This window comes from Aeromonas sp. FDAARGOS 1414, assembly GCF_019047065.1.
GTDB lineage: Bacteria > Pseudomonadota > Gammaproteobacteria > Enterobacterales > Aeromonadaceae > Aeromonas > Aeromonas veronii_A.
In genome coordinates this window covers 714,719-739,104 of sequence record NZ_CP077210.1, presented here as the reverse complement: position 1 = coordinate 739,104, position 24,386 = coordinate 714,719, and the positions used below count along the sequence as shown (strand labels likewise).

26 protein-coding genes are annotated in these 24,386 nt (G+C 61.5%); 17 read left to right on the top strand and 9 right to left on the bottom strand.

Going from position 1 to position 24,386, the window contains the following annotated elements; translation table 11 throughout:
• Positions 1–116: 116 nt before the first annotated feature.
• Complete coding sequence (locus tag I6L44_RS03325; RefSeq protein ID WP_216953286.1) at positions 117–755, bottom strand: tellurite resistance TerB family protein; 639 nt, start codon at positions 753–755, stop codon at positions 117–119.
• Between the two features lie 142 nt (positions 756–897).
• On the opposite strand from I6L44_RS03325, the gene I6L44_RS03320 reads away from it, so the two are divergent.
• The 3 genes from I6L44_RS03320 (at position 898) to rsmS (ending at position 1,942) form a co-directional block, all read left to right on the top strand.
• A complete protein-coding gene (locus I6L44_RS03320) occupies positions 898–1,200 on the top strand; it encodes a hypothetical protein (RefSeq protein WP_216953285.1) in 303 nt (100 codons plus the stop codon).
• A 20-nt stretch (positions 1,201–1,220) separates the two neighbouring features.
• A complete protein-coding gene (locus tag I6L44_RS03315; RefSeq protein WP_216953284.1) occupies positions 1,221–1,691 on the top strand; it encodes an acyl-CoA thioesterase in 471 nt (156 codons plus the stop codon).
• Positions 1,692–1,786: 95 nt separating this feature from the next.
• Positions 1,787–1,942: a pleiotropic regulatory protein RsmS gene (rsmS, locus tag I6L44_RS03310; protein ID WP_074042636.1), complete on the top strand. Its 156-nt coding sequence runs from the start codon at positions 1,787–1,789 to the stop codon at positions 1,940–1,942.
• 77 nt (positions 1,943–2,019) lie between these two features.
• On the opposite strand, the gene I6L44_RS03305 is transcribed toward rsmS, so the two are convergent.
• Complete coding sequence (locus I6L44_RS03305; protein ID WP_216953283.1) at positions 2,020–2,862, bottom strand: LysR family transcriptional regulator; 843 nt, start codon at positions 2,860–2,862, stop codon at positions 2,020–2,022.
• 109 nt (positions 2,863–2,971) lie between these two features.
• On the opposite strand from I6L44_RS03305, the gene I6L44_RS03300 reads away from it, so the two are divergent.
• Together I6L44_RS03300 and I6L44_RS03295 are read left to right on the top strand one after the other, a co-directional pair.
• A complete protein-coding gene (locus I6L44_RS03300; protein WP_216953282.1) occupies positions 2,972–3,493 on the top strand; it encodes a nucleoside deaminase in 522 nt (173 codons plus the stop codon).
• Complete coding sequence (locus tag I6L44_RS03295) at positions 3,486–4,760, top strand: MFS transporter (protein WP_216953281.1); 1,275 nt, start codon at positions 3,486–3,488, stop codon at positions 4,758–4,760. Before I6L44_RS03300 ends, I6L44_RS03295 begins: the two co-directional genes overlap by 8 nt.
• A gap of 67 nt (positions 4,761–4,827) precedes the next feature.
• Here I6L44_RS03295 and rluF read toward each other — a convergent pair whose 3' ends face one another.
• Both rluF and I6L44_RS20555 read right to left on the bottom strand, forming a co-directional pair.
• The gene (gene rluF / locus I6L44_RS03290; protein WP_139741399.1) at positions 4,828–5,862 is read right to left on the bottom strand and encodes a 23S rRNA pseudouridine(2604) synthase RluF; all 1,035 of its coding nucleotides are present in this window, start codon (positions 5,860–5,862) and stop codon (positions 4,828–4,830) included.
• Positions 5,852–5,974: a hypothetical protein gene (locus I6L44_RS20555; RefSeq protein WP_265177312.1), complete on the bottom strand. Its 123-nt coding sequence runs from the start codon at positions 5,972–5,974 to the stop codon at positions 5,852–5,854. The genes rluF and I6L44_RS20555 overlap by 11 nt, the downstream gene beginning before the upstream one ends.
• Positions 5,975–6,318: 344 nt before the next feature.
• Here I6L44_RS20555 and I6L44_RS03285 point away from each other — a divergent pair, with 344 nt between their 5' ends.
• Positions 6,319–7,899, top strand: coding sequence for a carboxylesterase (locus I6L44_RS03285; protein ID WP_216953280.1), 1,581 nt, complete (start codon positions 6,319–6,321; stop codon positions 7,897–7,899).
• A 122-nt stretch (positions 7,900–8,021) separates the two neighbouring features.
• Here the strand turns inward: I6L44_RS03285 and I6L44_RS03280 are convergent, their stop codons facing one another.
• Both I6L44_RS03280 and I6L44_RS03275 read right to left on the bottom strand, forming a co-directional pair.
• Positions 8,022–8,390 carry a VOC family protein gene (locus I6L44_RS03280; RefSeq protein WP_216953279.1) on the bottom strand — a complete coding sequence of 123 codons (369 nt, stop codon included), beginning with the start codon at positions 8,388–8,390 and terminating at the stop codon, positions 8,022–8,024.
• A gap of 163 nt (positions 8,391–8,553) precedes the next feature.
• A complete protein-coding gene (locus I6L44_RS03275; protein ID WP_216953278.1) occupies positions 8,554–9,021 on the bottom strand; it encodes a hypothetical protein in 468 nt (155 codons plus the stop codon).
• Positions 9,022–9,290: 269 nt separating this feature from the next.
• Between I6L44_RS03275 and I6L44_RS20485 the strand changes: the two genes are divergently transcribed.
• The 10 genes from I6L44_RS20485 (at position 9,291) to gloA (ending at position 17,702) form a co-directional block, all read left to right on the top strand.
• The gene (locus tag I6L44_RS20485; protein WP_254204307.1) at positions 9,291–9,506 is read left to right on the top strand and encodes a hypothetical protein; all 216 of its coding nucleotides are present in this window, start codon (positions 9,291–9,293) and stop codon (positions 9,504–9,506) included.
• Positions 9,479–9,934: an HNH endonuclease signature motif containing protein gene (locus I6L44_RS03270; RefSeq protein WP_254204257.1), complete on the top strand. Its 456-nt coding sequence runs from the start codon at positions 9,479–9,481 to the stop codon at positions 9,932–9,934. The genes I6L44_RS20485 and I6L44_RS03270 overlap by 28 nt, the downstream gene beginning before the upstream one ends.
• Positions 9,935–10,132: 198 nt before the next feature.
• Positions 10,133–10,714 carry an electron transport complex subunit RsxA gene (rsxA, locus tag I6L44_RS03265; RefSeq protein WP_005337600.1) on the top strand — a complete coding sequence of 194 codons (582 nt, stop codon included), beginning with the start codon at positions 10,133–10,135 and terminating at the stop codon, positions 10,712–10,714.
• A 2-nt stretch (positions 10,715–10,716) separates the two neighbouring features.
• On the top strand, positions 10,717–11,295 hold the full coding sequence (rsxB, locus tag I6L44_RS03260) for an electron transport complex subunit RsxB (RefSeq protein WP_005350799.1): 579 nt from the start codon (positions 10,717–10,719) through the stop codon (positions 11,293–11,295).
• Positions 11,296–11,309: 14 nt separating this feature from the next.
• Positions 11,310–14,060 (top strand): electron transport complex subunit RsxC, encoded by a 2,751-nt coding sequence (rsxC, locus tag I6L44_RS03255; protein WP_216953277.1) that lies wholly within the window; start codon positions 11,310–11,312, stop codon positions 14,058–14,060.
• An 11-nt stretch (positions 14,061–14,071) separates the two neighbouring features.
• Complete coding sequence (gene rsxD / locus I6L44_RS03250) at positions 14,072–15,124, top strand: electron transport complex subunit RsxD (protein ID WP_144712554.1); 1,053 nt, start codon at positions 14,072–14,074, stop codon at positions 15,122–15,124.
• Between the two features lie 43 nt (positions 15,125–15,167).
• Entirely contained in the window at positions 15,168–15,800 is a 633-nt protein-coding gene (gene rsxG / locus I6L44_RS03245; protein ID WP_005359614.1) for an electron transport complex subunit RsxG, read from the top strand.
• 24 nt (positions 15,801–15,824) lie between these two features.
• Positions 15,825–16,577 (top strand): electron transport complex subunit E, encoded by a 753-nt coding sequence (locus I6L44_RS03240; protein WP_216954336.1) that lies wholly within the window; start codon positions 15,825–15,827, stop codon positions 16,575–16,577.
• 13 nt (positions 16,578–16,590) lie between these two features.
• Entirely contained in the window at positions 16,591–17,232 is a 642-nt protein-coding gene (gene nth / locus I6L44_RS03235) for an endonuclease III (RefSeq protein ID WP_107682337.1), read from the top strand.
• 56 nt (positions 17,233–17,288) lie between these two features.
• Positions 17,289–17,702: a lactoylglutathione lyase gene (gloA, locus tag I6L44_RS03230; protein WP_005337610.1), complete on the top strand. Its 414-nt coding sequence runs from the start codon at positions 17,289–17,291 to the stop codon at positions 17,700–17,702.
• Positions 17,703–17,786: 84 nt separating this feature from the next.
• Here gloA and I6L44_RS03225 read toward each other — a convergent pair whose 3' ends face one another.
• On the bottom strand, positions 17,787–18,662 hold the full coding sequence (locus I6L44_RS03225) for an OmpA family protein (RefSeq protein ID WP_005337611.1): 876 nt from the start codon (positions 18,660–18,662) through the stop codon (positions 17,787–17,789).
• Positions 18,663–18,730: 68 nt separating this feature from the next.
• Positions 18,731–20,704, bottom strand: coding sequence for a methyl-accepting chemotaxis protein (locus I6L44_RS03220; protein WP_216953276.1), 1,974 nt, complete (start codon positions 20,702–20,704; stop codon positions 18,731–18,733).
• Between the two features lie 292 nt (positions 20,705–20,996).
• Between I6L44_RS03220 and I6L44_RS03215 the strand changes: the two genes are divergently transcribed.
• Positions 20,997–21,914: an autotransporter domain-containing protein gene (locus I6L44_RS03215; RefSeq protein ID WP_227343024.1), complete on the top strand. Its 918-nt coding sequence runs from the start codon at positions 20,997–20,999 to the stop codon at positions 21,912–21,914.
• Positions 21,915–22,020: 106 nt separating this feature from the next.
• Here I6L44_RS03215 and katG read toward each other — a convergent pair whose 3' ends face one another.
• Positions 22,021–24,207 (bottom strand): catalase/peroxidase HPI, encoded by a 2,187-nt coding sequence (katG, locus tag I6L44_RS03210; protein WP_216953274.1) that lies wholly within the window; start codon positions 24,205–24,207, stop codon positions 22,021–22,023.
• Positions 24,208–24,386 lie beyond the last annotated feature (179 nt).

Sequence of the window (24,386 nt, the reverse complement as noted above, 5' to 3'; positions counted from 1 at the left end):
TCTTAGGGGCTGTGCTCAGCAATCCAAATAGGCTCATCCGCATCTTTTGACGGGCAGCAGAAACAACAACGCCCCATGAACGGGGCGTTATCGGCAATCCATGGCGGTGAGGGATATCAGGCGGGGGCGTTAAGCTGAGCCACCTGCCGCTCGATGCTTCCCTTGAGGTTGTCATCGAGCTTGAGGGCGCGCGCCAGCTCGTCGAGATAACCGCGCTCCATAAAGTGATCCACCTCGATGGCAAGCAGGGAGGCGAGATAGACCTCGGTGGCCAGCTCCATGTCGGTCACTTCCCGCGCCAGTGCGTGAGGATCGAGGGGACGGGCCAGCTCGGCGTCAATCCAGCGGGCCACATCGCTCTGACCCTGTTCGGTCAGGTACTCCTGAATTTTCTGGCGCTCGGCGCCGTCGATATGGCCATCGGCACGGGCTGCCGCCACCATGGCGCGCACCAAGAGGGCCGCGCGGGCGTCCAGCGCATTGCCTTCCAGGGTACTGACGGGATGGGTAGGCTGGGCGGGTGCCGCCTGCTGGGCCTGCCAATCCTGATAGAGCTTGTAGGCCAGCCCGCCAAGGGCTGCCGCGCCGCCCACGGCAGCGGCCTTGCCGCCATATTTGCGCACTTTTTTATTGCCCAGCAGCATACCGAGCGCGCCACCGGCCAGCGCTCCCTGCATCTGCCCCTTGCGCTTGTCGCCGCCTTCGTTGAGCCAGCCTTTGCCAGCCCCCAGTAACTGTTCCAGCATCTGTTTCATCGTGACACCTCGCTATTGTTCGCCCCATGCTGGCGCTGGCGTCATGAACCAAGAGTGAATGGGCCCCATTATTGCGCCGCCCCCCTGTGCATCCTGCCGCCATTCGCGGTATACCTGAAACAGGTCAACAAGGAGCATCAGGATGCGCATCATCACCCCTTTCGTGGTTCTGCTGTTGTGCGGCACTGCCAGTGCCGCCAGCGAGCTGGATCGCTCAGCCCAGCAGGCCAAGCTGGATGCCGCCTGCCAGCAAGCTCAGCAGCAACTGGTCGAGCAGGGCAAGCAACAGCGGATCGACGCCTGCATCAAGGAGGGCGGCAAGGCCGACACGTGTCAGCAGGAGTTCGCCAGCTTCGGCCAGCGCGAGGGCAACAAGCGGCCCGACCTCAACAACCTGCCCCCCTGCCAACAGGCTGACGCCTACCGCAAGAGCTACCGTCAATGACCCCGAACCAAGGAGAGAGCATGATCCCCCCCCGTGAACTGACCCTGCAATTTTTGGCCGAACCCTCTGACGTCAACTTCGGCGGCAAGGTGCATGGCGGCATGGTGATGAAGTGGATCGATCAGGCGGGCTATGCCTGCGCCGCTGGCTGGTGTGGCGGCTATGCGGTGACCGTCTATGTGGGAGGGATCCGCTTTTTGCGCCCCATCCAGATTGGCCAGCTGGTAGAGGTGCACGCCCAGGTGATCCACACCGGTACCACCAGCATGCATCTGGCGGTAGATGTCTACAGCCGCCACCCCACCGAGACCGAGCGCCACAAGACCACCCACTGCATCATCATCTTTGTGGCGATGGATGAGCAGGGCAAGCCGACCCCGGTACCTCAGTGGCAACCGGTGAGCGAGAGCGATCTGCAGTTGCAGCAGTACGCCAAAAAGCTGATCGCCCTGCGCGAGGAGATCGACAAGGAGATGCGCCAGCACCTCTGACCCTGGTGATTCCCCTTCCCGATACAGCGGGCGCTTTCGGCCTGCGGCGGCGCCCCTGTATAATCCCCCCTCTTCCCGCAACCGGAACCCTGCCCATGTCACTGGAAACTGCCCCGCCCGAGGTAAAACTCGCGGTGGATCTGATTGAACTGCTGGAGACCAACCAGCTGGCTCCCGAGCTGGTGCTGGCGGCACTGGCCATTGTGAAACAGGATTACGAGCGCAAGCTGGCGGAGGGGAAGGATCACTGATCCCTCCCCGCACTTTTTCTGCCTTATCTTTCCGACGCCAGTTTTTCCCCACAGAAGTTTTTCCCCCACATAGCCACTCACTGCGGCCCCATCACCTCGTCACAAAGGGCGATTAGGGCCGCACTCAAGCGGGTGAGCGGCTCGCTCCCGCTTCCCCCGGCATGGAGCGCCAGCTCCACCGGCACCACCTTGGGCCACTGGGTCAGGGCCAGCTGATCGGCGGGCATCAGCCGTTTGGGTAGCAAGCTCACCCCGATCCCCGCGCTCACCGCCCCCTGCAAACTGGCGAGGCTGGCGCTGACATAGGCGATACGCCAACGCCGACCCAGACCATCAAGCGCCTCGGTCATCTGCCGCCGATAGAGCCCTTCGCTCGGGAATACCACCAGCGGCAGCGGATCCCGTTCCCGTGCGGGCCAGTCGCGACTGTCGACCCACACCAGCGGCTCGCGCCAGCTGGCAAGGGGCGAACCCTGCCCCCGCGTCTGCTTGACCAACGCCAGATCCAGCTCCCCCGCCGCAAAACGCTGCCAGATCTCGTGGCTCAGGCCACTTTGCACCTCCAACCGTACCTCGGGGTAGTCGCGGGCAAAGGTGGCCAGCACCGGGGTAATGGCCCCTGCAGCAAAATCCTCCGGCACCCCGAGGCTGAGCGATATGCTCCCCTCGCTCACCTGCTCCTCGGCCTGCGCCAGCAGCGCCAGAATGCGGCGGGCCAGCCCCAGCAATTTTTCTCCCTCCGCCGTTGCCACCACCTGCCGACCGGAGCGGTCCAGCAGCGGACAGCCGAGCTGCTGCTCAAGGCGGCGGATCTGCTGGCTGATGGTGGATTGGGTCAGATGGACCCGTTCACCGGCCCGGGTAAAGCTGCCGGTGTCGATAATGGCGATAAAACTGCGCAGTAACAGGGGATCCAGCATGGGTTTCTCCATTTATAAAACCACTGAAACTCATTTTATCATTTAATTTCCAAATGCCTTGTTTCGCCGCTAGGCTGACATTTGTTCAGTCAAATCAGGGTTTTTCATCATGTCTGCGCCCCTTGTTGCCTCTGCCAACGCCCGCCCGATCCCCTCATCAATCACCCTCCCGACTCATCAGCGCTGGCTGGAGCAGGCGGTGCAACTGGCCAGAGCAAATCACCGGCAGGGCGGTCGCCCCTTCGCCGCCCTGCTGGTGCGCGATGACCAGCTGGTGGCGAGCGCGGTCAACGGCATTCATCTGGATGGCGATCCCACCCGTCACGCCGAGCTGGAGGCGCTGCGCAAGGCAAGCCAGAGCGCGCCGCTCGCGGGCGGCATCGTCTATGCCAGCGGTCACCCCTGCCCCATGTGCCTCGGCGCGCTGGTGATGAACGGTATAGCCGCCGTCTATTACGCCTTTGATAACGCCGATGCGGCCCCGTTCGGCTTTGACAGCACTGCCGCCTATCAAACGCTGGGACTGCCGCTGGCACCGCCACCTCTGCCGCTGGTCAAACTGGCCGTCACCATGACGGCGGCGGATCTCTACGGCCACCAGCCGCAACAAGCAGCGCCTGATCATGAGTAAAGGGACTTTCGAACGCCCGGCAGAAGCGCGCCGCCAGCAGTTTGCCCTGCTGGTGCTGGTGATCCTGACTGGCCTGAATCTGCGCCCCTTTCTTACCGCCATCGGCCCGCTGAGCGGCGAGATTGGCCGCGCCCTGTCGCTGGGGATGGACACCCTCGCCTGGCTTACCCTGCTGCCGCTCTGGCTCATCGGGATTGGCGTGCGGCTCACTCCCAGCCTGCGTCGGCGCGCCAGTGCGTGCCAACTGCTGGGGCTGGCCCTGTTGCTGCTCGGCGTTGGCAGCGCTATGCGCTTCGATGCCCAAAGCGGTGCCTTGCTGATCGCCAGCGCGGCGCTGTGTGGATTGGGGTCGGCACTGGTGCAGGGGGTGCTGCCGGCACTGATCAAGCAGGCCTTCGCCCACAAGGTGCCGCTGGTGATGGGGATCTTCTCTGCCTGCATGATGGGGGGCGGGGCATTGGGGGCCAGTCTCACCCCAAGGCTTGCAGTCAGCCTCGACTGGTCGCGGGCACTGGCGCTCTGGAGCCTGCCGGTGCTGCTGGCCCTCGTCTGGCTAGGGTGGAAAGTGCGTCTGCCAAACACCGCAGCGGTCGCCATTCCCCACGGCGAGCAACGGCTGATCACCCTGCCCCGCAGCTGGTTGCTGATCGTCTGCTTTGGCATCATTAACAGCGGCTACGGCATCGTGGTGGCCTGGCTGGCCCCCGCCTATATGGCGCAGGGCTGGAACGCTGCACAGGCTGGCGGGCTGGTCGCCTGGCTGGCACTGGCGCAGACCGCCAGCGGTCTCGGCTTGCCGCTGCTGGCGGCGCGCAGTCTGGATCGACGACCCTGGATGGGCCTTGCCATCGCCATGCAGCTGGCGGGATTCGGCGGCCTCTGGCTGGCGCCAGCCAGTGCCCCCATTCTCTGGTGTATGCTGTGCGGTGCCGGTCTTGGCGGCAGCTTTTCGCTGATCATGGTGATTGCGCTCGATCACCTGCCCGACCCGCACCGCGCGGGCACCCTGAGCGCCCTGATGCAGGGATTCGGCTTTATGCTGGCGGCCACCGGCCCCTGGGTGGCGGCACGGCTCTATCACTATGTGGGCGACTTTGCGGCCGCCTGGCAGTGGCAACTGGGAGGCTTGCTGCTGATGAGCCTGCTGGTAATGCGCCTCGACCCGCGCCACTATCCTCGCGTCATGGGGTTACCGACCGCCAGCGAGCCGACCCTTTCGGCGCCCCTCCCTGCCAGCTCTGCGGCCCAAAGCAACACACCGGCCTGAGGCCGGTGTGTTGGGGATAACAGTCTGGGGGTGACAAGACGAGGCTGACGCCGCTCAGGTGGGCAACTCAGCGCCCCTTCTTCTGCCGCCCTGTGTTAGCGGTGCGCGGCTTGCCTGCGGCCGGTTTGCCACCCTTGCCGGGAGCCCCTTTGCCTGCACTGCCCTTGCCAGCACCACCTTTATTGGCAGCACCTTTGCCCGCGCCACCCTTGCCCACCGGCAGCTTCTTCTCGAAGGCTTCCGGGCCCGGCACATTGGGACGCCCGCCAATCTCGTGATCATCATCGCGGCGCGGCTTCTTGCCCTGCCCCGGTTTGGCGGTTTGCGCCGCAGGGGCCTTGGCCGCCTTGGGCTTGTCGCCTTTGGCCGGTTTCACCTCGGAGGAGGAGTCCTCAATCAGCTTGAACAGATCGATCAGCTCGTCGTCGGTGAGATCGCGCCACTCGCCCACCGGCAGCCCCTTGAGGCTGACGTTCATGATGCGGATACGCTCCAGCTTGGTCACTTCAAAACCGAAGTGTTCGCACATGCGGCGGATCTGGCGATTCAGCCCCTGCACCAGGGTGATGCGAAAGACGAACGGTGCCTCTTTCTTCACCTTGCACTTCTTGGTCACAGTACCAAGGATCGGCACCCCGGCCGCCATGCCGCGCACAAACTCGTCGGTCACCGGCTTGTCGACGGTCACCAGATACTCTTTCTCGTGATCGTTGCCTGCCCGCAGGATCTTGTTGACCAGATCGCCGTGGTTGGTGAGGAAAATCAGCCCCTGCGAATCCTTGTCGAGCCGCCCGATGGGGAAGACCCGGGTGCTGTGGTTGACGAAATCGACGATATTGTCCTTCTCGCCCGCCTCCGTGGTACTGACGATGCCCACCGGCTTGTTGAGGGCGATCAGCACCAGACTGTCCGCCTCGCGCGGCTCGATCACCTGACCGTTCACCTTGACCAGATCGCCAACCTGCACCTGATCGCCGATCCCGGCGCGCTTGCCGTTGATAAAGACGTGGCCCTGCTCGATAAAGCGGTCGGCCTCGCGGCGCGAGCAGATACCACTCTCGCTGATGTATTTGTTCAGGCGCATGGATTCGTTAGCCAGCATGGTGCACCTGCCACAGGGTCTGGGCCGCGCCCGGTTGTGCCATCGCCTGTTCCGGCTGCGCCGGGGAGGCTGTTTGCTGCATCAGCCAATTCACTACGTCAAAGTTCTGCATACCATTCCATCTTCAAAAAAGGCCAATGCCAGCTTATCCATCAAAAAACGCCGCTACAGTAGCATAATTGCCCCCGCTCAGGGGCAGATAGTTGCAAGATCGCAGCGCCCAAGCGGGCATCCGCGGATAAGTTCACAGCGCCAGATGGCCGCGATGCAACCTTTGAACGGCCAGCCTGATGCCAACAGCGGGATCTGGTGCCCACAGCCAGCGTGGCCGAACGCCATCAACTATACATATCACCTTGTTTCCATTAGGCTTTAAGCCGATTGGCAGCGCCTAGGGTGCTGCGCCGAACTCGCCCGCCCAGAGGCGGCCCCACCCCTATCGCCAAGGATTGCACCATGCTGGCTCACACTCGCCGCCTTGTTCGCCGTGCTCTGCTGACCCTGTTGCTGCTGTTGCTGACCGCATGGGCGGTGATCGCCTACTTCGCCTGGCAGGCAGCGCCGCTGCAGCTGTGGCACACAGTGGTGCCCCCCGAACTCAGCGCCGATGAGCTCGATCGCAGCGACTGGCAAGCCTATCTGGCCCGCGAAGCAGAGCTGTTCGAGCTGGTGGCCACCGAGGTGGTTGCCAAGACGCCGCCGGAGCAGCAACTGGCCAGCAATCGCTACTATCAGGACGCCCCCATCAATCCCGCCCGCTTTCAGCAGAACTGGAACCGCTCCTACCTGCTGCGCCCCGAGGGGGAAGTCAAAGGGGTGGCGGTGCTGCTGCACGGCCTGACCGACTCCCCCTACAGCCTGCGCCATCTGGCCAGACGTTATCAGGAGCAGGGCTTTATCGCGCTGGGGCTGCGGATCCCCGGCCACGGCACAGTGCCCGCTGGCCTCGTAGATGTGGATTGGGAAACCTGGCTGGCCGCCACCCGACTGGCGGTGCGGGAGGCCAGATTGCTGGCACCGGGCAAGCGGCCGCTGCATCTGGTGGGCTTTTCCAACGGCGGCGCGCTAGCGGTGAAATATGCGCTCGATGCGCTGGCCGACCCGAGCGGCACGCTGGCAAAACCGGATCGGCTGGTGCTGATCTCCCCGATGATCGGGGTGACCCGCTTTGCCCGCTTCGCCGGGCTCAAGGCCGTGCCCGCTCTGCTGCCCGCCTTTGCCAACGCCGCCTGGCTCGACACCATGCCGGAGTTCAACCCGTTCAAGTACAACTCGTTTCCGGTCAACGGGGCGCGCCAGTCCTATCGCCTGACCCACGCCATCCAGCAACAGGTGCGCCAGCTGGCCGCCAGTGGCGAGCTGGCGGCGTTTCCCCCCGCCCTCACCTTCCAGTCGGTGATGGACTACACCGTCAGCACTCGCTCCATCATTGCCGATCTCTACCACTACCTGCCGGCCAACGGCAGCGAACTGGTGCTGTTTGATATCAACCGCAGTACCCTGTTTGGCCCGCTGATGAGCTCGGCCTCCGAGCTGGCGCTGCACCGCTTGCTGCCAAACGCCCCCGGGCACTATCGCCTCACCGTGGTGGGCAATGTGGACCCCGCCTCCCCCGCGACGCAGGCCAGAACGCTGGCCAGCGCAGATCAGCCTGAGCAGCTCCGCCCGCTGGGTATCGATTATCCCAAAGAGATCTACTCCCTCTCCCATGTGGCGCTCCCCTTCCCGATGGACGACCCCCTCTATGGCATGGCGGCGCGCCCGCAGCAGCGGGAGCAATACGGCATCAACCTCGGTGGTCTGGCCCTGCGTGGCGAGCGCGGAGTGCTGATCGTCAACCCCGGCGCCCTCACCCGCACCTCCTCCAACCCCTTCTACCCCTATCTGCAGCAGCGGGTGATGGAGACCCTCACCGCCCCTCCCGTCGCTCGTCCTGCCGCCGTCACCCCTGCCAGCAGTGGTCAACCTGATGCGGCCTATCAGGCCGAGCTGGAGCAGTTTTTACAGGAGAGCGACGAGAGCGGTGCGCCTTTCTAGGGCGCTTCTGGAGAATCGGCAAAGAGCCACTGGCGCTGGGTCGATAGCGATACGAGAAAGGGGCTGTCAATTAACGGCCCCTTTCTATTGATGATGGCGATGGGACTGATGGCTTGGTGGGCTCAGGGATAGATGCTCACTTCTATCAGATTCTGATCCGGGTCGAGGAAGTAGATGGATTCTATCGGCCCACAAGCACCGCTTTTGGTCACCGGCCCCTCGACAATCTCCACCCCGTGGCAGGCAAGCTGGGCCATCACCTGCTCCAGCGGCCAGCGGGTGATAAGGCAGACATCCCCCGACCCCACCTGCGCCCGATTGCGCGGCTCCTGCCCAAGCAGCTGCAGATTGATCTTCTGGTTGCCAAACCCTACCGCCCGGCGCCCCGTACCGAAGGTGATGGCCTCCATATTGAGCACCGAACTGTAAAACGCCACGGCCCGTTCGATATCACTGACCGTCAATACCAGATGGTCGATATGGCTGATCATGGTTACCTCCTGGTGGTGATCTGGCTGATGTGACCGACATATGCCCGCAAGCATCCGACTGTTACCGCCACGGCGGGCAACCCCATCTTACCCGGCAAGAGAGAGCCCATGTGTGCCGTGGCGCGCAAAGAAAACGCAAATGATCTGGTCAAATAAATTCGCGTTACTGCACCGCTGCACACGCTTTATTCCGCTGGGCCTGCAGGGTCTCATCTTCGCTATCCATCGCCGCCAGAATCGCCTGATTGCAAGCCCGCTCTGCCAGCTTGGCCGGACTCTGTTTGGCATCCCCTATTTCGGCGATAAGGGGCCGATAACTGACGGCTGCCGAGCAATACATGGTGCGAAATTTGGGCAGTTGCCAGCTGCTGTCATCCTGCCGGGTCAAGTCATCACACAGCTTGTGAAAAAGGGCGGACGCCTTGACCGTGCACTGGCTAAAACGCCGCACATCCTGCTGGTAGGGACGACAAACGCTCGGCTGCTGGATCTGCCACAGCTGAAAAGAGAACGGAACCGACTCCCCTTCATACTGCACCACCAGCGTCTTGGCCTCAGTGCCATAGATATCCGCAACCTGCTGCTGTACCAGATTGAGATAAGCCGAAAAAAGATAGGAAACCGGATCCATCACCACCTCCCTGTGGGTGTATTACGTGCAACGCACATAGTTGCGTAGCCTATCCAATCGCGAGCCTGAAACATGAAAATGAAAAATAGCTTACTGATTTATTTAGATAAATTTATGGACTGGGCGCACGCTATCGCAAAATGACAGCTGAAATGCGGTGTCGTTTGGATTAATATGCCTGGCGATAAAAGCACACTCGGATGACGCCGTCTATCACTATGATACCGGCCAATCCCAACAGCATTATCTCCTCTAATTAGGATCTGGTTTTGAGCGATAACTGGACAGAAGAAGAGCTAAGGGCTGCGGTTATTGCATATTTGGATATGCAAACCAAAGCATCTCTTGGTGAACCCTTCGTGAAAAAGCACTATTACCGGGAATTGGCGAGCCAATTCGGGCGTACGGAGAAATCCTTCGAATATCGGATGCAGAACATCTCATATGTCTGTGCCAAATGGGACGAGATTGGCTCCCCGGGTTAAAACCCGCCAAAAATGTGGGGGCAACCGCTTTTACGCATATCGAACGCCTGATCCGCCAACAGGAACTTAACCTTCGCTCTTACAAAAACGCGCTGGAACAGCCGCTTCCACAAGGGGTCGAAACGCCCCAATCACGTTATGTCATCACCAACAGTCATGAACGAGACCTGCAAGTCAGGGAGTGGGTACTGCAAAATGCAGCCCAACAATGTGAATCATGTAACGAACCTGCTCCCTTTATAACCGTCGCAGGGGAACCCTTCTTGGAAGTACATCACCTGAAAGGGTTAGCAGAGGGTGGCTCAGATACGGTTAGCAACACGGTAGCCCTTTGCCCTAATTGCCACCGAGAGATGCACTACGGCTGTAATAAAACGGAGATTGTCGAGGTTCTTTATCAACGGATTAAACGTCTCGTTCGCGAATAATCACCCACTCAGAGGTAGATTGTTCACGCAGTGTTGCTTACTGGCGCAAAACCCACCGGATTCTTGCCCAAAACCCCGGCTAAATTATCCAGTTGCATAATAACCATGCGGCCTTGCGGTTGTTTAACTGGCCCTAACGTCAGATAATACCGCCCGCCTTCAACCCCCCGATAACCCGACTTTCAGTGACGGTAATTGATGACTGAGTACCTGCTTTTATTGATCGGCACCGTGCTGGTTAACAACTTCGTGCTGGTGAAATTCCTCGGCCTCTGCCCCTTTATGGGGGTCTCCGGCAAGCTGGAAACCGCCATCGGCATGGGGCTGGCGACCACCTTCGTGATGACCCTCGCCAGTGCCAGCTCCTATCTGGTGGAGCACTATATCCTGCTGCCGCTGGATATCGCCTATCTGCGCACCCTCGCCTTTATTCTGGTGATCGCCGTGGTGGTGCAGTTTACCGAGATGGTGGTGCGCAAGAGCAGCCCGACCCTCTACCGCCTGCTGGGGATCTTCCTGCCCCTCATCACCACCAACTGCGCGGTGCTCGGGGTGGCGCTGCTCAGCATCAATGAGCGACACGACTTTATCCAGAGCGTGATCTACGGCTTTGGCGCCGCCACCGGCTTCTCGCTGGTGTTGATCCTGTTCGCCGCCATGCGCGAGCGTCTGGTCGCCGCCGATGTGCCCGCCCCATTTCGCGGGGTGTCGATTGCCATGATCACCGCCGGTCTGATGTCGCTGGCCTTTATGGGCTTTACCGGCCTTATCAAGATATAACCATGATCCATATTCTCTTTGCCATTCTGGTGCTCACCCTGCTGGCGCTGGCGTTCGGGATTATCCTGGGCTTTGCCGCCGTCAAGTTTCATGTGGAAGCAGACCCCATCGTCGATCAGCTCGATGCCCTGCTGCCCCAGACCCAGTGTGGCCAGTGCGGCTATCCCGGCTGCAAACCCTACGCCGAGGCGCTCGCCAACGGCGATCAGATCAACAAGTGCGTACCCGGTGGCGAGGCCACCATGCGCAAGATTGCCGATCTGATGGGGGTCGAGCCCCAGCCGCTGGGGGGCAGTGACGAGGCCGCCGTGCCGGTCAAGAAGGTCGCCTTTATCCACGAAGATCAGTGCATCGGCTGCACCAAGTGCATTCAGGCCTGCCCGGTGGATGCCATTGTCGGCGCCACCAAGGCGATGCATACCGTGATTGCCAACGAGTGCACCGGTTGCGATCTCTGTGTTGATCCCTGCCCGACCGACTGCATCGAGATGATCCCGGTGCCCACCACGGTCGATAACTGGAAGTGGGATCTCAATAACGTGCATGTTCCGGGCAAGATTCCGGTCAAGATAGTGGAATAAACAGCGGAGCAACCATGCATTCCTTACTCGAACGTATCAAAGCCGGCACGCTCTGGGACTTTCACGGTGGCATTCACCCCGCCGACAACAAGCTGCAATCAAGCCAGAGCCCGGTGGTGGACGCCGGTCTGCCGCCGCGCCTCATCATTCCGCTGCGCCAGCACGCAGGCCCCGCCGGCGATCTGCTGGTGCAGGTGGGCGACAAGGTCAAAAAAGGGCAGCCGCTGACCCGTTATGCCAAGGGGCGGGTCGTCCCTGTCCATGCCTCCACCTCCGGCACCATCACCGAGATTGGCAACCACACGGTTGCCCACCCCTCCGGGCTCGGCGATCTCTGTGTCATTCTCACCCCGGATGGGGAGGATGAGTGGGGCGAGCGTAATGGCAAAGCCGATTACTGGAATCTGGAGCGGGGCGAGCTGCTCGAGCGCATCCAGCAGGCGGGGGTAGCGGGCCTTGGCGGCGCCGTGTTCCCGACCCACAGCAAGCTCGACGGCCGCGGCCAGCTCACCGAGATCCTGATCGTCAACGGGCTGGAGTGCGAACCCTATATCACCACCGACGATCGGCTGATGCAGCAGTACGCCGACGAAATCATGGATGGCATCCGGGTGCTCAAGCACCTGCTCAAACCGAAACTCACCCTGATCGGAGTGGAAGACAACAAGCCCGAGGCGATCGAGCAGCTGACCCGCCACGCCACCGATGAAGATGTGCTGGTCAAGACGGTGCCGACCAAGTACCCCTCGGGCGGTGCCAAGCAGACCATCGAACTGCTCACCGGCCGTCAGGTGCCCAAGGGGGGCCGCGCGGTCGATATCGGCATCATGGTGCTCAACGTCGCCACCGTGTTTGCCATCAAGCGCGCCATTATCGACGGCGAGCCGCTGATCGAGCGGATCGTCACCCTCACCGGGGACAGCTTCAAGAAACCCGGCAACGCCTGGGTACGCCTGGGTACGCCGGTGCGCTGGCTGTTGCAGCGTTTCGAGCTGCAACCGGAAGCGGAGCAGCGGGTGATCATGGGTGGCCCCATGATGGGCTTTACCCTGCCCCACGCCATGGTGCCTGTGGTCAAGGCCACCAACTGCCTGCTGGCGCCGACGCAGGCCGAACTGCCCGCCCCCGGCCCGGAGCAGCCCTGCATCCGTTGCAGCGCCTGTGCCGATGCCTGCCCGGCCACTCTGCTGCCGCAAGAGCTCTACTGGTACAGCCGGGCCAAGGAGTATGACAAGGCCGAGAAGCTCAACCTGATGGACTGCATTGAGTGCGGCGCCTGCGCCTGGGTCTGCCCGAGCGAGATCCCGCTGGTGCAGTACTACAAGATTGCCAAAGACGACATTCGCGAAGCCCGTGCCGAGGCCGAAAAAGCCGAGCGTGCCAAGCAGCGTTTCGAGGCCAAGCAGGCCCGTTTCGAGCGGGAGAAAGCGGCCCGTGAAGCGCGCCACGCCGAAGCCGCCGCCCAGCGCCGTCAGACCATGACGGCCGCAGGCGGGGAAGATCCGGTGGCAGCGGCACTGGCCCGCATCAAGGCCAAGCAGGATGCGCCCATCACTGCCATTACCGCCACCGCCGAGGGCTTGCCTGACAACAGCGCGGTGATTGCCGCCCGCGAAGCCCGCAAACGGGAAGCGGAGGCGCGCCGCGCCGCCAAGCTGGCGGAGAGCGCAAACAGCGAAACAGCCGCTGCGGCGCAACCCGCCGAGGCGGTTGACCCCGCCAGCGATCCCAAGAAAGCGGCCATCGCCGCCGCACTGGCCCGCGCCAAGGCCAAAAAGGCCGCTCAGGCTGGCGATATCGCCGAGCCTGTGACTGCCGAAGCCGTTGCTGCGCCTGAGGTAGATGCTGATCAGCAAAAGGCAGAGGTTGATCCGAAAAAAGCGGCGATTGCCGCCGCCATTGCCCGTGCCAAAGCCAAAAAGGCCGAGGCCAGTGGCGAGCCGGTAAGCGCAGCCAACAGCGCGGTAGCCGACGCAGGCTCGCAAGGCGATGCGCCATCTGCTGCCAGCGAAGCAGTTGATCCCAAGAAAGCCGCTATTGCTGCTGCCATCGCCCGGGCCAAAGCCAAAAAGGCGGCCCAGCAGGGTGACAGCGCTGAGGGCGATCTGACTGCAAACACAGGCACCAGCGAATCCGCTGCAACCCAAAGCGATGCGCCATCTGCGGCCAGCGAAGCGGTTGATCCCAAGAAAGCCGCTATCGCCGCTGCCATTGCCCGCGCCAAGGCCAAAAAGCTGGCCCAGCAGGGTGAAAGTGCCGGTGCTGAGGATGCGAAGAGTGAGCCAGCTGCCAGCGCACAGACCCGCGACATGACGGTAGCCAAGAGCGAAGTAACCACCAGCCAAAGCGATACGGCTGCAAGTGAAGCGGTCGATCCCAAGAAGGCCGCTATCGCCGCAGCCATCGCCCGGGCCAAGGCCAAAAAGCTGGCCCAGCAGAGCGCAAGTACCAGTGCTGAGGTAGAAAATGCCGGTGCTGGGGTAGAAAGTGCCGGTACTCAGGTAGAGAGTGCCGGAACTGAGGGTGAGCGCGCACCGGCTGAGCCGATGCAAAGCGATGCTGCCAGCAGTGAGCAACCACTTGCCGTCACAGAGGCTCCTGAAGCGAGCGCCCCTGTGGCTGACGCCCCGGTTGATCCGAAAAAAGCGGCCATTGCAGCCGCAGTGGCCCGCGCCAAGGCGAAGAAGCTGGCGGCCGAGGCAGCCAGAGCCGCAGAGACAGCCGCTGAAGATGCCCCGTCAGCCGACCGAACAACCACAAGGTAATCGACAGACTCATGTTCAATATTGCGACTGCGCCGTTTGCCCATAACCGCAAACAGACCCGAACCCTGATGCTGCTGGTGATCCTGGCCTGCGTGCCGGGCTTGCTGGCCCAGACTTGGTTCTTCGGCTGGGGCTCCTTTATCCAGATCCTGCTGGCGTTGGTGACCGCGCTGCTGTGCGAGGCGCTGGTGCTCAAGCTCCGTGGCCGCGCCATCAAGCCAGCCCTGATGGATGGCAGTGCGGCGCTCACCGCCGTGCTGATCGGTCTCTCCCTGCCGCCGCTGCTGCCGTGGTGGATGCTGGTAGTGGGCACAGCCTTTGCGATCATCGTCGCCAAACACCTTTACGGCGGACTGGGTCAGAACCTGTTCAACCCGGCCATGGTCGCCTATGTGCTGCTGCTGGTCTCCTTCCCGGTGCAGATGACCAGCTGGCTGCCACCGGAGAGCGTGCGCGCCTACAGCCTCGGCTTTGGTGATGCGGCGTCGGTGATCTTCACCGGCTTTAGTCTCGACGGCTACAGCATGACCCAGCTCAAGCAGGGGGTGGATGGTCTCACCATGGCGACCCCCCTCGATACCCTGAAAACAGGCCTGACTCAGGGGCTCACCACCGGCGAGATCCTGAGCGGCCCGCTGTTCGAGGGTTGGGGCGGCATCGGCTGGAGCTGGGTCAACCTCGGCTATCTGCTGGGCGGCCTCTTCCTGCTGCAACAGAAGGTGATCAACTGGCGCATTCCCACCGCCATTCTCGGTGCCCTGCTGGCGGCCTCGACCGTCGGCTATCTGGTAAGCCCGGATGCGACTGCCACGCCCATGTTCCATCTCTTTAGCGGCGCTACCATGCTGGGGGCCTTCTTTATCGCCACCGATCCGGTCAGCGCCTGCACCACGCCGCGCGGCCGACTGGTCTATGGCGTGCTGATCGGCGTGCTGGTCTACATCATTCGCCGCTTTGGCGGCTATCCGGATGCGTTCGCCTTCGCCGTGCTGCTGGCCAACCTTTGTGTGCCGTTTATAGACAGCCTGACTCGCCCGAAAGTGTATGGAGCCCGTCGCCAATGATGTTTCTGCCCTTTTCCCCCATCACAGCTGACGGAGCCCGGACATGTTAAAGAGCATGCGCAAGAACGGCCTTATTCTGGCGATGTTCGCGCTGGGCTGTACCGCGCTGGTGGTACTGACCAACGAGCTGACCAAGGATAAAATCGCCCACCAGCAGCAGCTGGAGAAGCAGCAGACTCTCTCGGTATTGCTGCCGGAGGGGAGCTATGACAACGATCTGGTGGCCAGCTGCAAGCAGGTGACCAGCAGGAAGTATCTCGGCAGCGATCAGCCGCAAGCCCTCTATACCGCCAGCAAAAATGGCGTGGTAACCGGCTATGCGCTGGAGGCGATCGCGCCGGATGGCTACAGCGGGGCGATCCGCATCGTGGCGGGCTTTGATGCCAAGGGCACCATCACAGCCGTGCGCGTGCTCGCTCACAACGAGACCCCGGGCCTGGGTGACAAGATCGAGCTAAAAAAATCGGACTGGATCAACAGCTTTGCCGGAAAATTCCTGACCCATGACAACGAGCCCCAGTGGGCGGTGAAGAAAGATGGCGGCGAGTTCGATGCCTTTACCGGCGCCACCATCACCCCGCGAGCCGTGGTCAAGGCGGTGAAGAACCTGCTTAAACTGCAGCAGGAGCAACCCGAACTGCTCAGCAACGCCCCGGCTTGTCCGGCGGCGAACTAACGGAGTCGAGCCATCATGAACCAGATGGAACAGATTGAAACGGGCATAGCCCCGCTTGCCGAGCTGGAAAGCCGCAAGGGCGAGCTCAAGGAGCTGATGAGTCAGGGGCTGTGGAAGAACAACCCCTCGCTGGTGCAGGTGTTGGGGCTCTGCCCGACCCTCGCCGTCTCCTCCACCTTTACCAATGCGCTGGGGCTGGGCCTTGCCACCATGGCGGTGCTGGTCTGCTCCAACCTCGCCGTCTCGCTGGTGCGCAACTGGGTGCCGAAGGATATTCGCATCCCGGTCTATGTGATGATCATCGCCTCGCTGGTGACCAGCGTGCAGCTGCTGATGAACGCCTACACCTATGGCCTCTATCAGGCACTCGGCATCTTTATCGCCCTCATCGTCACCAACTGCGTCATCATCGGCCGCGCCGAGGCCTATGCCTCCAAGAACCCGCCGCTGCTGGCGGCCCTCGACGGCCTGATGATGGGCCTTGGCTTTACTCTGGTGCTGCTGGTACTGGGCGGCATGCGCGAGATCATCGGCATGGGCACCCTGTTTGATGGTGCCGAGCTGCTGCTGGGCGAGTGGGCCAAATCCCTGCGCATCGAGCTGTTCCACGCTGATGCCAGCCTGCTGCTGGCGATTTTACCGCCGGGCGGCTTTATCGGGCTGGGACTGCTGATCGCCGCCAAGAACACCATCAACGACTGGCGGGATCGCAAACAGGCCGCTACCGTGGCCCACTGCAACGTTGCCCCGGCCCGCGTCCGGGCGACCGAGCTATGATCGGACGCAAGGCATGAACAACCAGAAACGCAGAGAGATCCTGGAGCGACTGCGGGAAAACAACCCCCACCCCACCACAGAGCTCAACTTCAATTCGCCGTTTGAACTCCTGATCGCCGTGCTGCTCTCGGCGCAGGCGACCGATGTCAGCGTCAACAAGGCGACCGACAAGCTCTATCCGGTGGCCAACACCCCGCAAGGGATGCTGGATCTCGGGGTGGACGGGCTCAAGGAGTACATCAAGACCATTGGCCTCTTCAACACCAAGGCCGAGAACGTCATCAAGACCTGCGCCATCTTGCTGGAGCGCCACGGAGGCGAGGTGCCGGAGAACCGCGAAGCGCTGGAAGCCCTGCCGGGCGTCGGCCGCAAGACCGCCAACGTGGTGCTCAACACCGCCTTTGGCTGGCCCACCATCGCCGTCGATACCCATATCTTCCGGGTCTCCAACCGCACCGGCTTTGCGGTAGGCAAGAACGTGGATCAGGTGGAGGAGAAGCTGCTCAAAGTGGTACCCGCCGAGTTCAAGCTGGATGTCCACCACTGGCTCATCCTGCACGGGCGTTACACCTGTCTGGCTCGCAAGCCCCGTTGTGGTTCCTGTATCATCGAGGACTTGTGCGAATACAAAGAGAAGGTCTATCCCGAGAGCTGATGACCTCACAACCGAGATTGAAAGCAGTACACATCACCAACCCGGAGAACTGAGCAATGAGAATTCTGCATACCATGCTGCGTGTCGGCGATCTGCAACGCTCCATCGACTTCTACACCCGCGTCCTCGGCATGAAGCTGCTGCGCAAGAGCGAGAACAGCGAGTACAAGTACACCCTGGCCTTCGTCGGCTACGGTGACGAGAAGGATGAAGCGGTGATCGAGCTGACCTACAACTGGGGGGTGAGCGAGTACGAACTGGGCTCAGCCTACGGCCATATCGCGCTGGAAGCGGACGACATCTATGCCACCTGCGAAGCGCTGCGCGCCGCCGGTGCCAAGATCACCCGCGAGCCGGGCCCGGTTAAAGGCGGCACCACCGTCATCGCCTTCGTCGAAGATCCGGACGGTTACAAGATTGAACTGATCGCCAAGAAAGATGCCGGTACTGGCCTCGGTGACAGCTTCTAAGCTACCCGACTCCCGCTGCCGGATGGCAGGACCAAAAAAGAGCGCAGATGCGCTCTTTTTTATATCCGGCTGCCGGGGACGGCGCTAGATCTCGCCATTGCGCCCCATGCTGATCACCACCCGCCGGTTCTTGGCACGCCCCTGTTCGGTTTCGTTGGAGGCGACGTGCTGCTTCTCGCCATGCCCCTCCACCGAGATCTTGCCGGGATCGATCCCCAGATCGACAAACACCTTCTTGATGGCATCGGCCCGTTTCTCGGATAGCTTCAGGTTCGGCCAGCGGCCGCCATAGCTGTCGCTGTAGGCATCGATCACCACCACGTCGATGCTCTTGTCCGCCTTGATAAACTCGCTGATCATCGCCAGCCGCCGCTTGGAGGGGATGGAGAGCTGATCGCTGTTCTTGTCGTAGGTAAGCACGCTAAAGGCGATGTCGTTGAAGCTGTAGGGCAAGAGCCCGCTCAGGCAGTCGATAAAGGCCTGATATTTCACCCGAAAGTTAACCGACGAGAGGGACACTCGCACCGCGCGGTTCTGGCGATACCAGTCCCGATACTGGAAGGTCGGCATCCGCCCCCCCTCCAGCTCGTCGAGCATGGTCCAGGCGGTTTGCCCCTCCACCAGCCCATCGAACTGCTGATAGAAACGCAGTTGACTCACTTCTCGCCCGGCTATTCCCGGGCGCCATACCGGCGGCATGATGCCAAGACTCACCGTCTGGGTCTGGGCCTGCGGCCGCTTGCCCTTGAGCTCAAAGTCGAGGTTGATCTTGCGACCGGCACGACTGACAAAAGCCCCCGTTCCCCAGTTGGGAATAGGATGCTCGAGGCGACACTCAATCTGGGTATCGGAGGTCAAACGCCAGACGGATTGATCCAGACCGGCACCAAATTCGGTGACCCCAGCCTGTAACTGCATACTCACGGATATGCTGACCAACCCCAACACCCAAGCGTTCAATTGCTTGTCCTCCACACGATCTCACAAGGGGTATCGGCCAGGGAGGGACAAGCTTTAGCGCAAATGGATCAGTGGGGAGAGGCTCTCTCCAGCAACTTGAAGCTGGCAATTCGTCCAGCCAGCTCCCGTGCCAACTGATCCAGTTCGACACTATTCTGCTGCAGGGTGACCGAGTGCTGGCGATGGGCCTCGTACACTTCGCGGATGGTCATTACGTTGTGCTGGATATCGTCCGTTACGTAGCGCTGCTGCTCGGTTGCGGTAGCCACCTGCGCCGTCATGTCACTCACCTTGCGCACCTCATTGACGATGTCGGTCAGCTCGTGACCCGCCCGCTGCGCTTCACTGACACTGAGGCCCGCCTGCTCGCTGCCCGACTGCATGGCCACCACCGCCTGAAGGGCTCCAGCCCGCAAACGGGAGAGCATCTGTTCGATATCATCTGCCGCCTGCTGGGTACGGGCAGCCAGTGAACGAACCTCATCGGCGACCACGGCAAAGCCGCGCCCCGACTCACCGGCACGGGCTGCCTCAATGGCGGCATTGAGGGCCAACAGATTGGTGCGATCGGAGATCTGCTTGATGAGGTTGAGTGCCTCGACGGCGGACTCGGTATCCTGATGCAGGTTGTTGACCAACAGCCGGGTCTCGTCGAGGGTGCCAGCCACCTGCTCGATGGCGGCGATAGTCTGATCCACCTCCTTGTCCCCCTGCCGGGCACGGCCAATGGCCTGCTGGGTCGCCAGTGAGGTCTGGGTCGCATTGCGAGCAATTTCGGCCACCGTCGAAGCCATTTCCGTTGCGGCGGTGGCAACCAGTTCAACCTGACCGACGCCACGCACCACACCTTCATTCACTTCGGCAATCACCTCGCTGGAGTTGCTGGCACTACGGGTCAATATCTCACAGGAGCGGCGCACCTCCAGCAACAAGCCTTCCAGATGCTGCAGAAAGTGGTTGAGATCCCGCGCCAATGCCCCAAGCTCGTCACCCGATTGCCAGTTGACCCTCACCGTCAGATCATTGTCATTGACGAGCCGTGAAAAGGTGCGATGCAGAGCGACGAAGCCCAGATGCACATCCCGCAGCACCTTCCAACTGATGAGGGTAGTCAACAGCAGGCAGCACAGAACCGCCATAGCCCCCCACCAGAAGTTGCGCTGACTCTCTCCCTGCATCTGCTCAACCCGTTCGAACAACTGCTGGAAGAGCTGATCTTCGCCCTGTTTGAGCTGGTCGATCTTCTCGGTGCTCACGGCAAACCAGCGCTCCGGATCGACGCCAAAGCTCCCCTCGGTCATCTTGCCCAGGGCGAGCTGCTCATATTTCGCGACCTCTGCCATCACCGGACTCTTCTCAATTTGCTCAAGCAGGCGTCGCTGCGGCTCGCTTGCCACGGCGCGAAAACGCTCCAGATAGCTCTGCTGGGCAGCGAGCAGGGACATAAATTGCTGCAAGGTAGCCGGGGTGAAACTCCCTTTGGCAAAGACATTGCTGAGGGTCGCCCGCTCCATCCCCATACGCTCCTTGTTTTGCAAAAATGCGGCGTAGGCATTGGTCTGCAAGGCAATAGCGGCATCCTGGCTACGCAGACTAATCTCATCCACGACCTTGAGCAGAGAAGCAATCAACTGGCTATAAAAGGCGACCTGACGCGGGGCCTCTATGGCCAGTTTGTCCACCTGATTGCGGATCCCCATCAACTCGCGCAAAGCCAGATCCACCTGCTCGTGGGCAACCCCCCTCTCCAACCCCTGAAAGCGATGAATGGCTTCATCAACCTGTTGCCGCTGACGTGGCAGGGCATCTGCAAATTTGCGCCCTTCAGAGCCGATAAACCCCGCCGACATGCCACGCTCCTTTTGCAGCTCGTGCACCAACTGGGCGCTGCGTTCGACCACAGCCAGCTGCTGCAGGGCTTGCGTCATCTCATGGGTCACCCGATATCTGTCGTATGCGTAGTGGCTGGCGAAAAACAGCAGCGCCAATAACGGCAGGCAAATTGCCAGCAACATCTTGCCGGCCAATCCGAGTCTGTTCATCCCGCACTCCTGTCATTTTTATCAACGCGTTGATTATATCCGGCCTGCTCGCTTATGCCGCTGACGACATCTGCCATTGGCCAGAACCATGAGCTGCATCAACCATTTTCTGTAGATGGCCACGCAGCCCCCCCATAGCCCAGCCCAATGGTCAGGTCGAGACAGCCAGAGAGAAACTCGCTACAGTAGATCAGGGCGACAGGAGGTCGCTTGTTTGGGGAATCCAGCCATGAAACACCCGCTCTGCCCGCTTTACCGTCTGGGTTGCGCCCTCTTCGCGGCGACCCTGCCCATGGCGTCACTCGCGGCCAGTAACAACCTTGACGATCAGGAGGAGGACTGGGCGCAAAAACGGGCCAATGCGGTGATCTCGCTGATGACTTTCAGCGTGGTGCCGGACATCACCGCCAGCAACCTGGACATCGGCAGCAGCACTGGCCAATCTTCTGCGCTCAACATGGGGCAACTGGGAGGCGGCGCAACCCTGAGCGAAGCCGTGCCCATCTATCTGGAGGGGGCGCTGGGCTACAGCCGCTACGACCCCCAGTTTGTGATAAGCAATGGTACCGAGAGTCGCACCATACCGACCAAGTGGAATAGCCTGACCGCTTCGGGCGGGATCGGCTGGGATGTCACCCTTCACAAAGATCCGCGTGGCGGCCACTGGGTGCTGCGCCCCATAGCCAACGTCTCGCTCGGTACCATGGCCAGCGACCTGCGGATCGGCAACTGGCTGCTTGATCGTACCAAGGGCTACTCGCTGGACTTTCTCGATGGGGGTCAGCTCAATATGTACGGGCTGGGTGGCTCGCTGATGCTCGATTACGAACTCTTTTCACCGGCCCAGGACATAGATGCCGAACTGCGCTACTCCTATCAGCACCTGCAGAGCTTTGGCGGCACCTCGACCAGCGTCCGTGGTCACGCCGAGGCGGAGAACCTCGGCCTCTATCTGCGCCGCCGCGCCCCGCTGTTCCACTGGACCCTGCTCGACAGACCGGTGCGCTATGTACTGGAGGGGGCCCATACCGCATATCTGGGGGAACAACGGGGGTTGCTTGGCTTTGACTCCCTCAACTCCATCGGCGCCGGTCTGGAGCTGGATAGCAGCAAGTACGACATCATTGTCACCCGTACCCGGCTGGTTGCCCGCTACATGTTCAGCCACAACACCAGCGGTTATTCCATTGGGCTGGCCATGAGCTTCTAACCCGGGCTGCCAGAGGGGCATCCTCCGAGTCGCACCATGCAGCTATCACCGCCACCATAAAAAACGCCAGCCTTGCGGCTGGCGTTCTCATTGGGGTTGAAGCGACTTATTTCAGATCGAAACGGTCATTGTTCATCACCTTGACCCAGGCCTTGACGAAGTCTCGGACGAACTTCTCCTTGCCATCTTGCTGGGCATAGACCTCGGCGTAGGCACGCAGCACCGAGTTGGAGCCAAACACCAGATCAACCCGGGTAGCAGTCCACTTCACCGCACCGCTCTGGCGATCCACGATCTGGTAACTGTTGCGGCCAGTCGGCTGCCAGCTATAGGCCATGTCGGTCAGGTTGACGAAGAAGTCGTTGCTGAGCACACCGACCCGGTCGGTAAAGACGCCGTGGGCCGACCCGCCATGGTTGGTGCCAAGCACCCGCATACCGCCGACCAGCACAGTCATCTCGCGGGCGGTAAGCCCCAGCAACTGGGCACGGTCGAGCAGCATCTCCTCCGGCTGCACCTTGTAGTGCCCCTTCTGCCAGTTGCGGAAACCATCGTGAACCGGCTCGAGGAAGGCGAACGACTCAGCATCGGTCTGTTCGGCGCTGGCATCGCCGCGGCCCGGCGCAAAGGGAACGACGATATCGACGCCAGCCAGTTTGGCCGCCTGCTCCACCGCTGCGCTGCCACCCAGCACAATCAGGTCGGCGATGCTGACCGGCTTGCTCAGGGAGGCCTGCAGGGCGATCAGGGCGTTGAGCACCTTCTCGAGGCGAGCGGGCTCGTTGCCTTCCCACTCTTTCATCGGCGCGAGGCGGATGCGAGCACCGTTGGCTCCGCCGCGATAATCGGAGCCGCGGAAGGTGCGGGCACTGTCCCATGCGGTGGCGATCAAATCGGCTGGCGCCACGCCGCAGGCCAGCAGTTTGGCCTTGATCTCACTCACCTCTTTGTCAGAGAGCTGGTAATCCACCGCCGGAACCGGATCCTGCCACACCATGACTTCGCTCGGCACTTCCGGCCCCAGATAGCGGCTGCGCGGCCCCATGTCGCGGTGAGTCAGCTTGAACCAGGCGCGGGCAAAGGCGTCGGAGAAGAGCGCCTGATCCGCGGCAAAGCGCTCGGAGATCTCCCGGTATACGGGGTCAAAGCGCAGCGCCATGTCCGCATCGGTCATGATGGGGTTGCAGCGGATGGAGGGGTCTTCCACGTCCACCGGACGATCTTCCTCCTTGATGGCGACGGGCTCCCACTGCCAGGCACCGGCCGGGCTCTTCTTGATCCACCAGTCGTGGCCCAGCAGCATCTTGAAGTAGCCGTTGTCCCAGCGGGTCGGGTTGCTGGTCCAGGCCCCTTCAAGGCCGCTGGTCACCGTATCACGACCGATGCCGCGGCTCTCGTGGTTGATCCAGCCCAGCCCCTGCTCGTGCACATCCGCCCCTTCGGGAGCGGGCCCCAGTTTGGCAGCGCTGCCGTTGCCGTGGGCCTTGCCGACGGTGTGGCCACCGGCGGTGAGGGCGACGGTCTCTTCGTCATTCATCCCCATGCGGGCAAAGGTAACGCGCATGTCGTGGGCGGTTTTCAGGGGATCCGGATTGCCATCCACCCCTTCCGGGTTGACGTAAATCAGCCCCATCATCACCGCCGCCAGCGGGTTCTCCAGATCCCGTTCGCCGCTGTAACGGCTCCCTTCGCTGCCGCTCGGCGCCAGCCACTCCTTCTCGGAGCCCCAATAGACATCTTTTTCCGGATGCCAGATATCCTCGCGGCCACCGGCAAAGCCGAAGGTCTTGAGCCCCATGGATTCATAGGCGACATTGCCCGCCAGGATCATCAGGTCAGCCCAGGAGATCTTGTTGCCGTACTTCTGTTTGATCGGCCACAGCAGACGACGCGCCTTGTCGAGGTTGCCGTTGTCAGGCCAACTGTTGAGGGGGGCGAAGCGCTGGTTGCCGGTGTTGGCACCGCCGCGCCCGTCGGTAGCGCGATAGCTGCCGGCGGAGTGCCAGGCCATGCGGATCATCAGGCCGCCATAGTGACCCCAGTCTGCCGGCCACCAGGGCTGGCTGTCGGTCATCAGGGCATGCAGATCTGCCTTGAGGGCATCGTAATCGAGGCTGTTGAAGGCATCGGCATAATCGAAAGTCTCATCCATCGGATTGGTCTTGCTGTCATGCTGGTGCAGGATGTCGAGGTTGAGGGCATTGGGCCACCAGACTTGATGCTCCTGGCTGGCAGAGGTATTGGCACCGTGGGCAAAGGGGCACTGACCGGCCCCGCTAGCGTGTTTGTCCATCTATCAGATCCTCATTGTGGTCATAATGACGGCGAAACCCTTCGCTTCGCAGTAGAGACTAGCCTACCCCCCACCAGTCACTTAAAAAATCGAATAAAAAAGTTCAATTCAATCTGGTTTTGCGATTGAACTATCTCGTCACCGGGTAACAAACAGAACAATGCAGGCGCTGGCTGAGT

Excerpts from the sequence above, each read along its gene's own strand:
- I6L44_RS03325 (WP_216953286.1), bottom strand. The coding sequence starts at position 755 with ATGAAACAGATGCTGGAACAGTTACTGGGGGCTGGCAAAGGCTGGCTC.
- I6L44_RS03320 (WP_216953285.1), top strand. The coding sequence starts at position 898 with ATGCGCATCATCACCCCTTTCGTGGTTCTGCTGTTGTGCGGCACTGCC.
- I6L44_RS03315 (WP_216953284.1), top strand. The coding sequence starts at position 1,221 with ATGATCCCCCCCCGTGAACTGACCCTGCAATTTTTGGCCGAACCCTCT.
- rsmS (WP_074042636.1), top strand. The coding sequence starts at position 1,787 with ATGTCACTGGAAACTGCCCCGCCCGAGGTAAAACTCGCGGTGGATCTG.
- I6L44_RS03305 (WP_216953283.1), bottom strand. The coding sequence starts at position 2,862 with ATGCTGGATCCCCTGTTACTGCGCAGTTTTATCGCCATTATCGACACC.
- I6L44_RS03300 (WP_216953282.1), top strand. The coding sequence starts at position 2,972 with ATGTCTGCGCCCCTTGTTGCCTCTGCCAACGCCCGCCCGATCCCCTCA.
- I6L44_RS03295 (WP_216953281.1), top strand. The coding sequence starts at position 3,486 with ATGAGTAAAGGGACTTTCGAACGCCCGGCAGAAGCGCGCCGCCAGCAG.
- rluF (WP_139741399.1), bottom strand. The coding sequence starts at position 5,862 with ATGCTGGCTAACGAATCCATGCGCCTGAACAAATACATCAGCGAGAGT.
- I6L44_RS20555 (WP_265177312.1), bottom strand. The coding sequence starts at position 5,974 with ATGCAGAACTTTGACGTAGTGAATTGGCTGATGCAGCAAACAGCCTCC.
- I6L44_RS03285 (WP_216953280.1), top strand. The coding sequence starts at position 6,319 with ATGCTGGCTCACACTCGCCGCCTTGTTCGCCGTGCTCTGCTGACCCTG.
- I6L44_RS03280 (WP_216953279.1), bottom strand. The coding sequence starts at position 8,390 with ATGATCAGCCATATCGACCATCTGGTATTGACGGTCAGTGATATCGAA.
- I6L44_RS03275 (WP_216953278.1), bottom strand. The coding sequence starts at position 9,021 with ATGGATCCGGTTTCCTATCTTTTTTCGGCTTATCTCAATCTGGTACAG.
- I6L44_RS03270 (WP_254204257.1), top strand. The coding sequence starts at position 9,479 with ATGGGACGAGATTGGCTCCCCGGGTTAAAACCCGCCAAAAATGTGGGG.
- rsxA (WP_005337600.1), top strand. The coding sequence starts at position 10,133 with ATGACTGAGTACCTGCTTTTATTGATCGGCACCGTGCTGGTTAACAAC.
- rsxB (WP_005350799.1), top strand. The coding sequence starts at position 10,717 with ATGATCCATATTCTCTTTGCCATTCTGGTGCTCACCCTGCTGGCGCTG.
- rsxC (WP_216953277.1), top strand. The coding sequence starts at position 11,310 with ATGCATTCCTTACTCGAACGTATCAAAGCCGGCACGCTCTGGGACTTT.
- rsxD (WP_144712554.1), top strand. The coding sequence starts at position 14,072 with ATGTTCAATATTGCGACTGCGCCGTTTGCCCATAACCGCAAACAGACC.
- rsxG (WP_005359614.1), top strand. The coding sequence starts at position 15,168 with ATGTTAAAGAGCATGCGCAAGAACGGCCTTATTCTGGCGATGTTCGCG.
- I6L44_RS03240 (WP_216954336.1), top strand. The coding sequence starts at position 15,825 with ATGGAACAGATTGAAACGGGCATAGCCCCGCTTGCCGAGCTGGAAAGC.
- nth (WP_107682337.1), top strand. The coding sequence starts at position 16,591 with ATGAACAACCAGAAACGCAGAGAGATCCTGGAGCGACTGCGGGAAAAC.
- gloA (WP_005337610.1), top strand. The coding sequence starts at position 17,289 with ATGAGAATTCTGCATACCATGCTGCGTGTCGGCGATCTGCAACGCTCC.
- I6L44_RS03220 (WP_216953276.1), bottom strand. The coding sequence starts at position 20,704 with ATGAACAGACTCGGATTGGCCGGCAAGATGTTGCTGGCAATTTGCCTG.
- I6L44_RS03215 (WP_227343024.1), top strand. The coding sequence starts at position 20,997 with ATGGCGTCACTCGCGGCCAGTAACAACCTTGACGATCAGGAGGAGGAC.
- katG (WP_216953274.1), bottom strand. The coding sequence starts at position 24,207 with ATGGACAAACACGCTAGCGGGGCCGGTCAGTGCCCCTTTGCCCACGGT.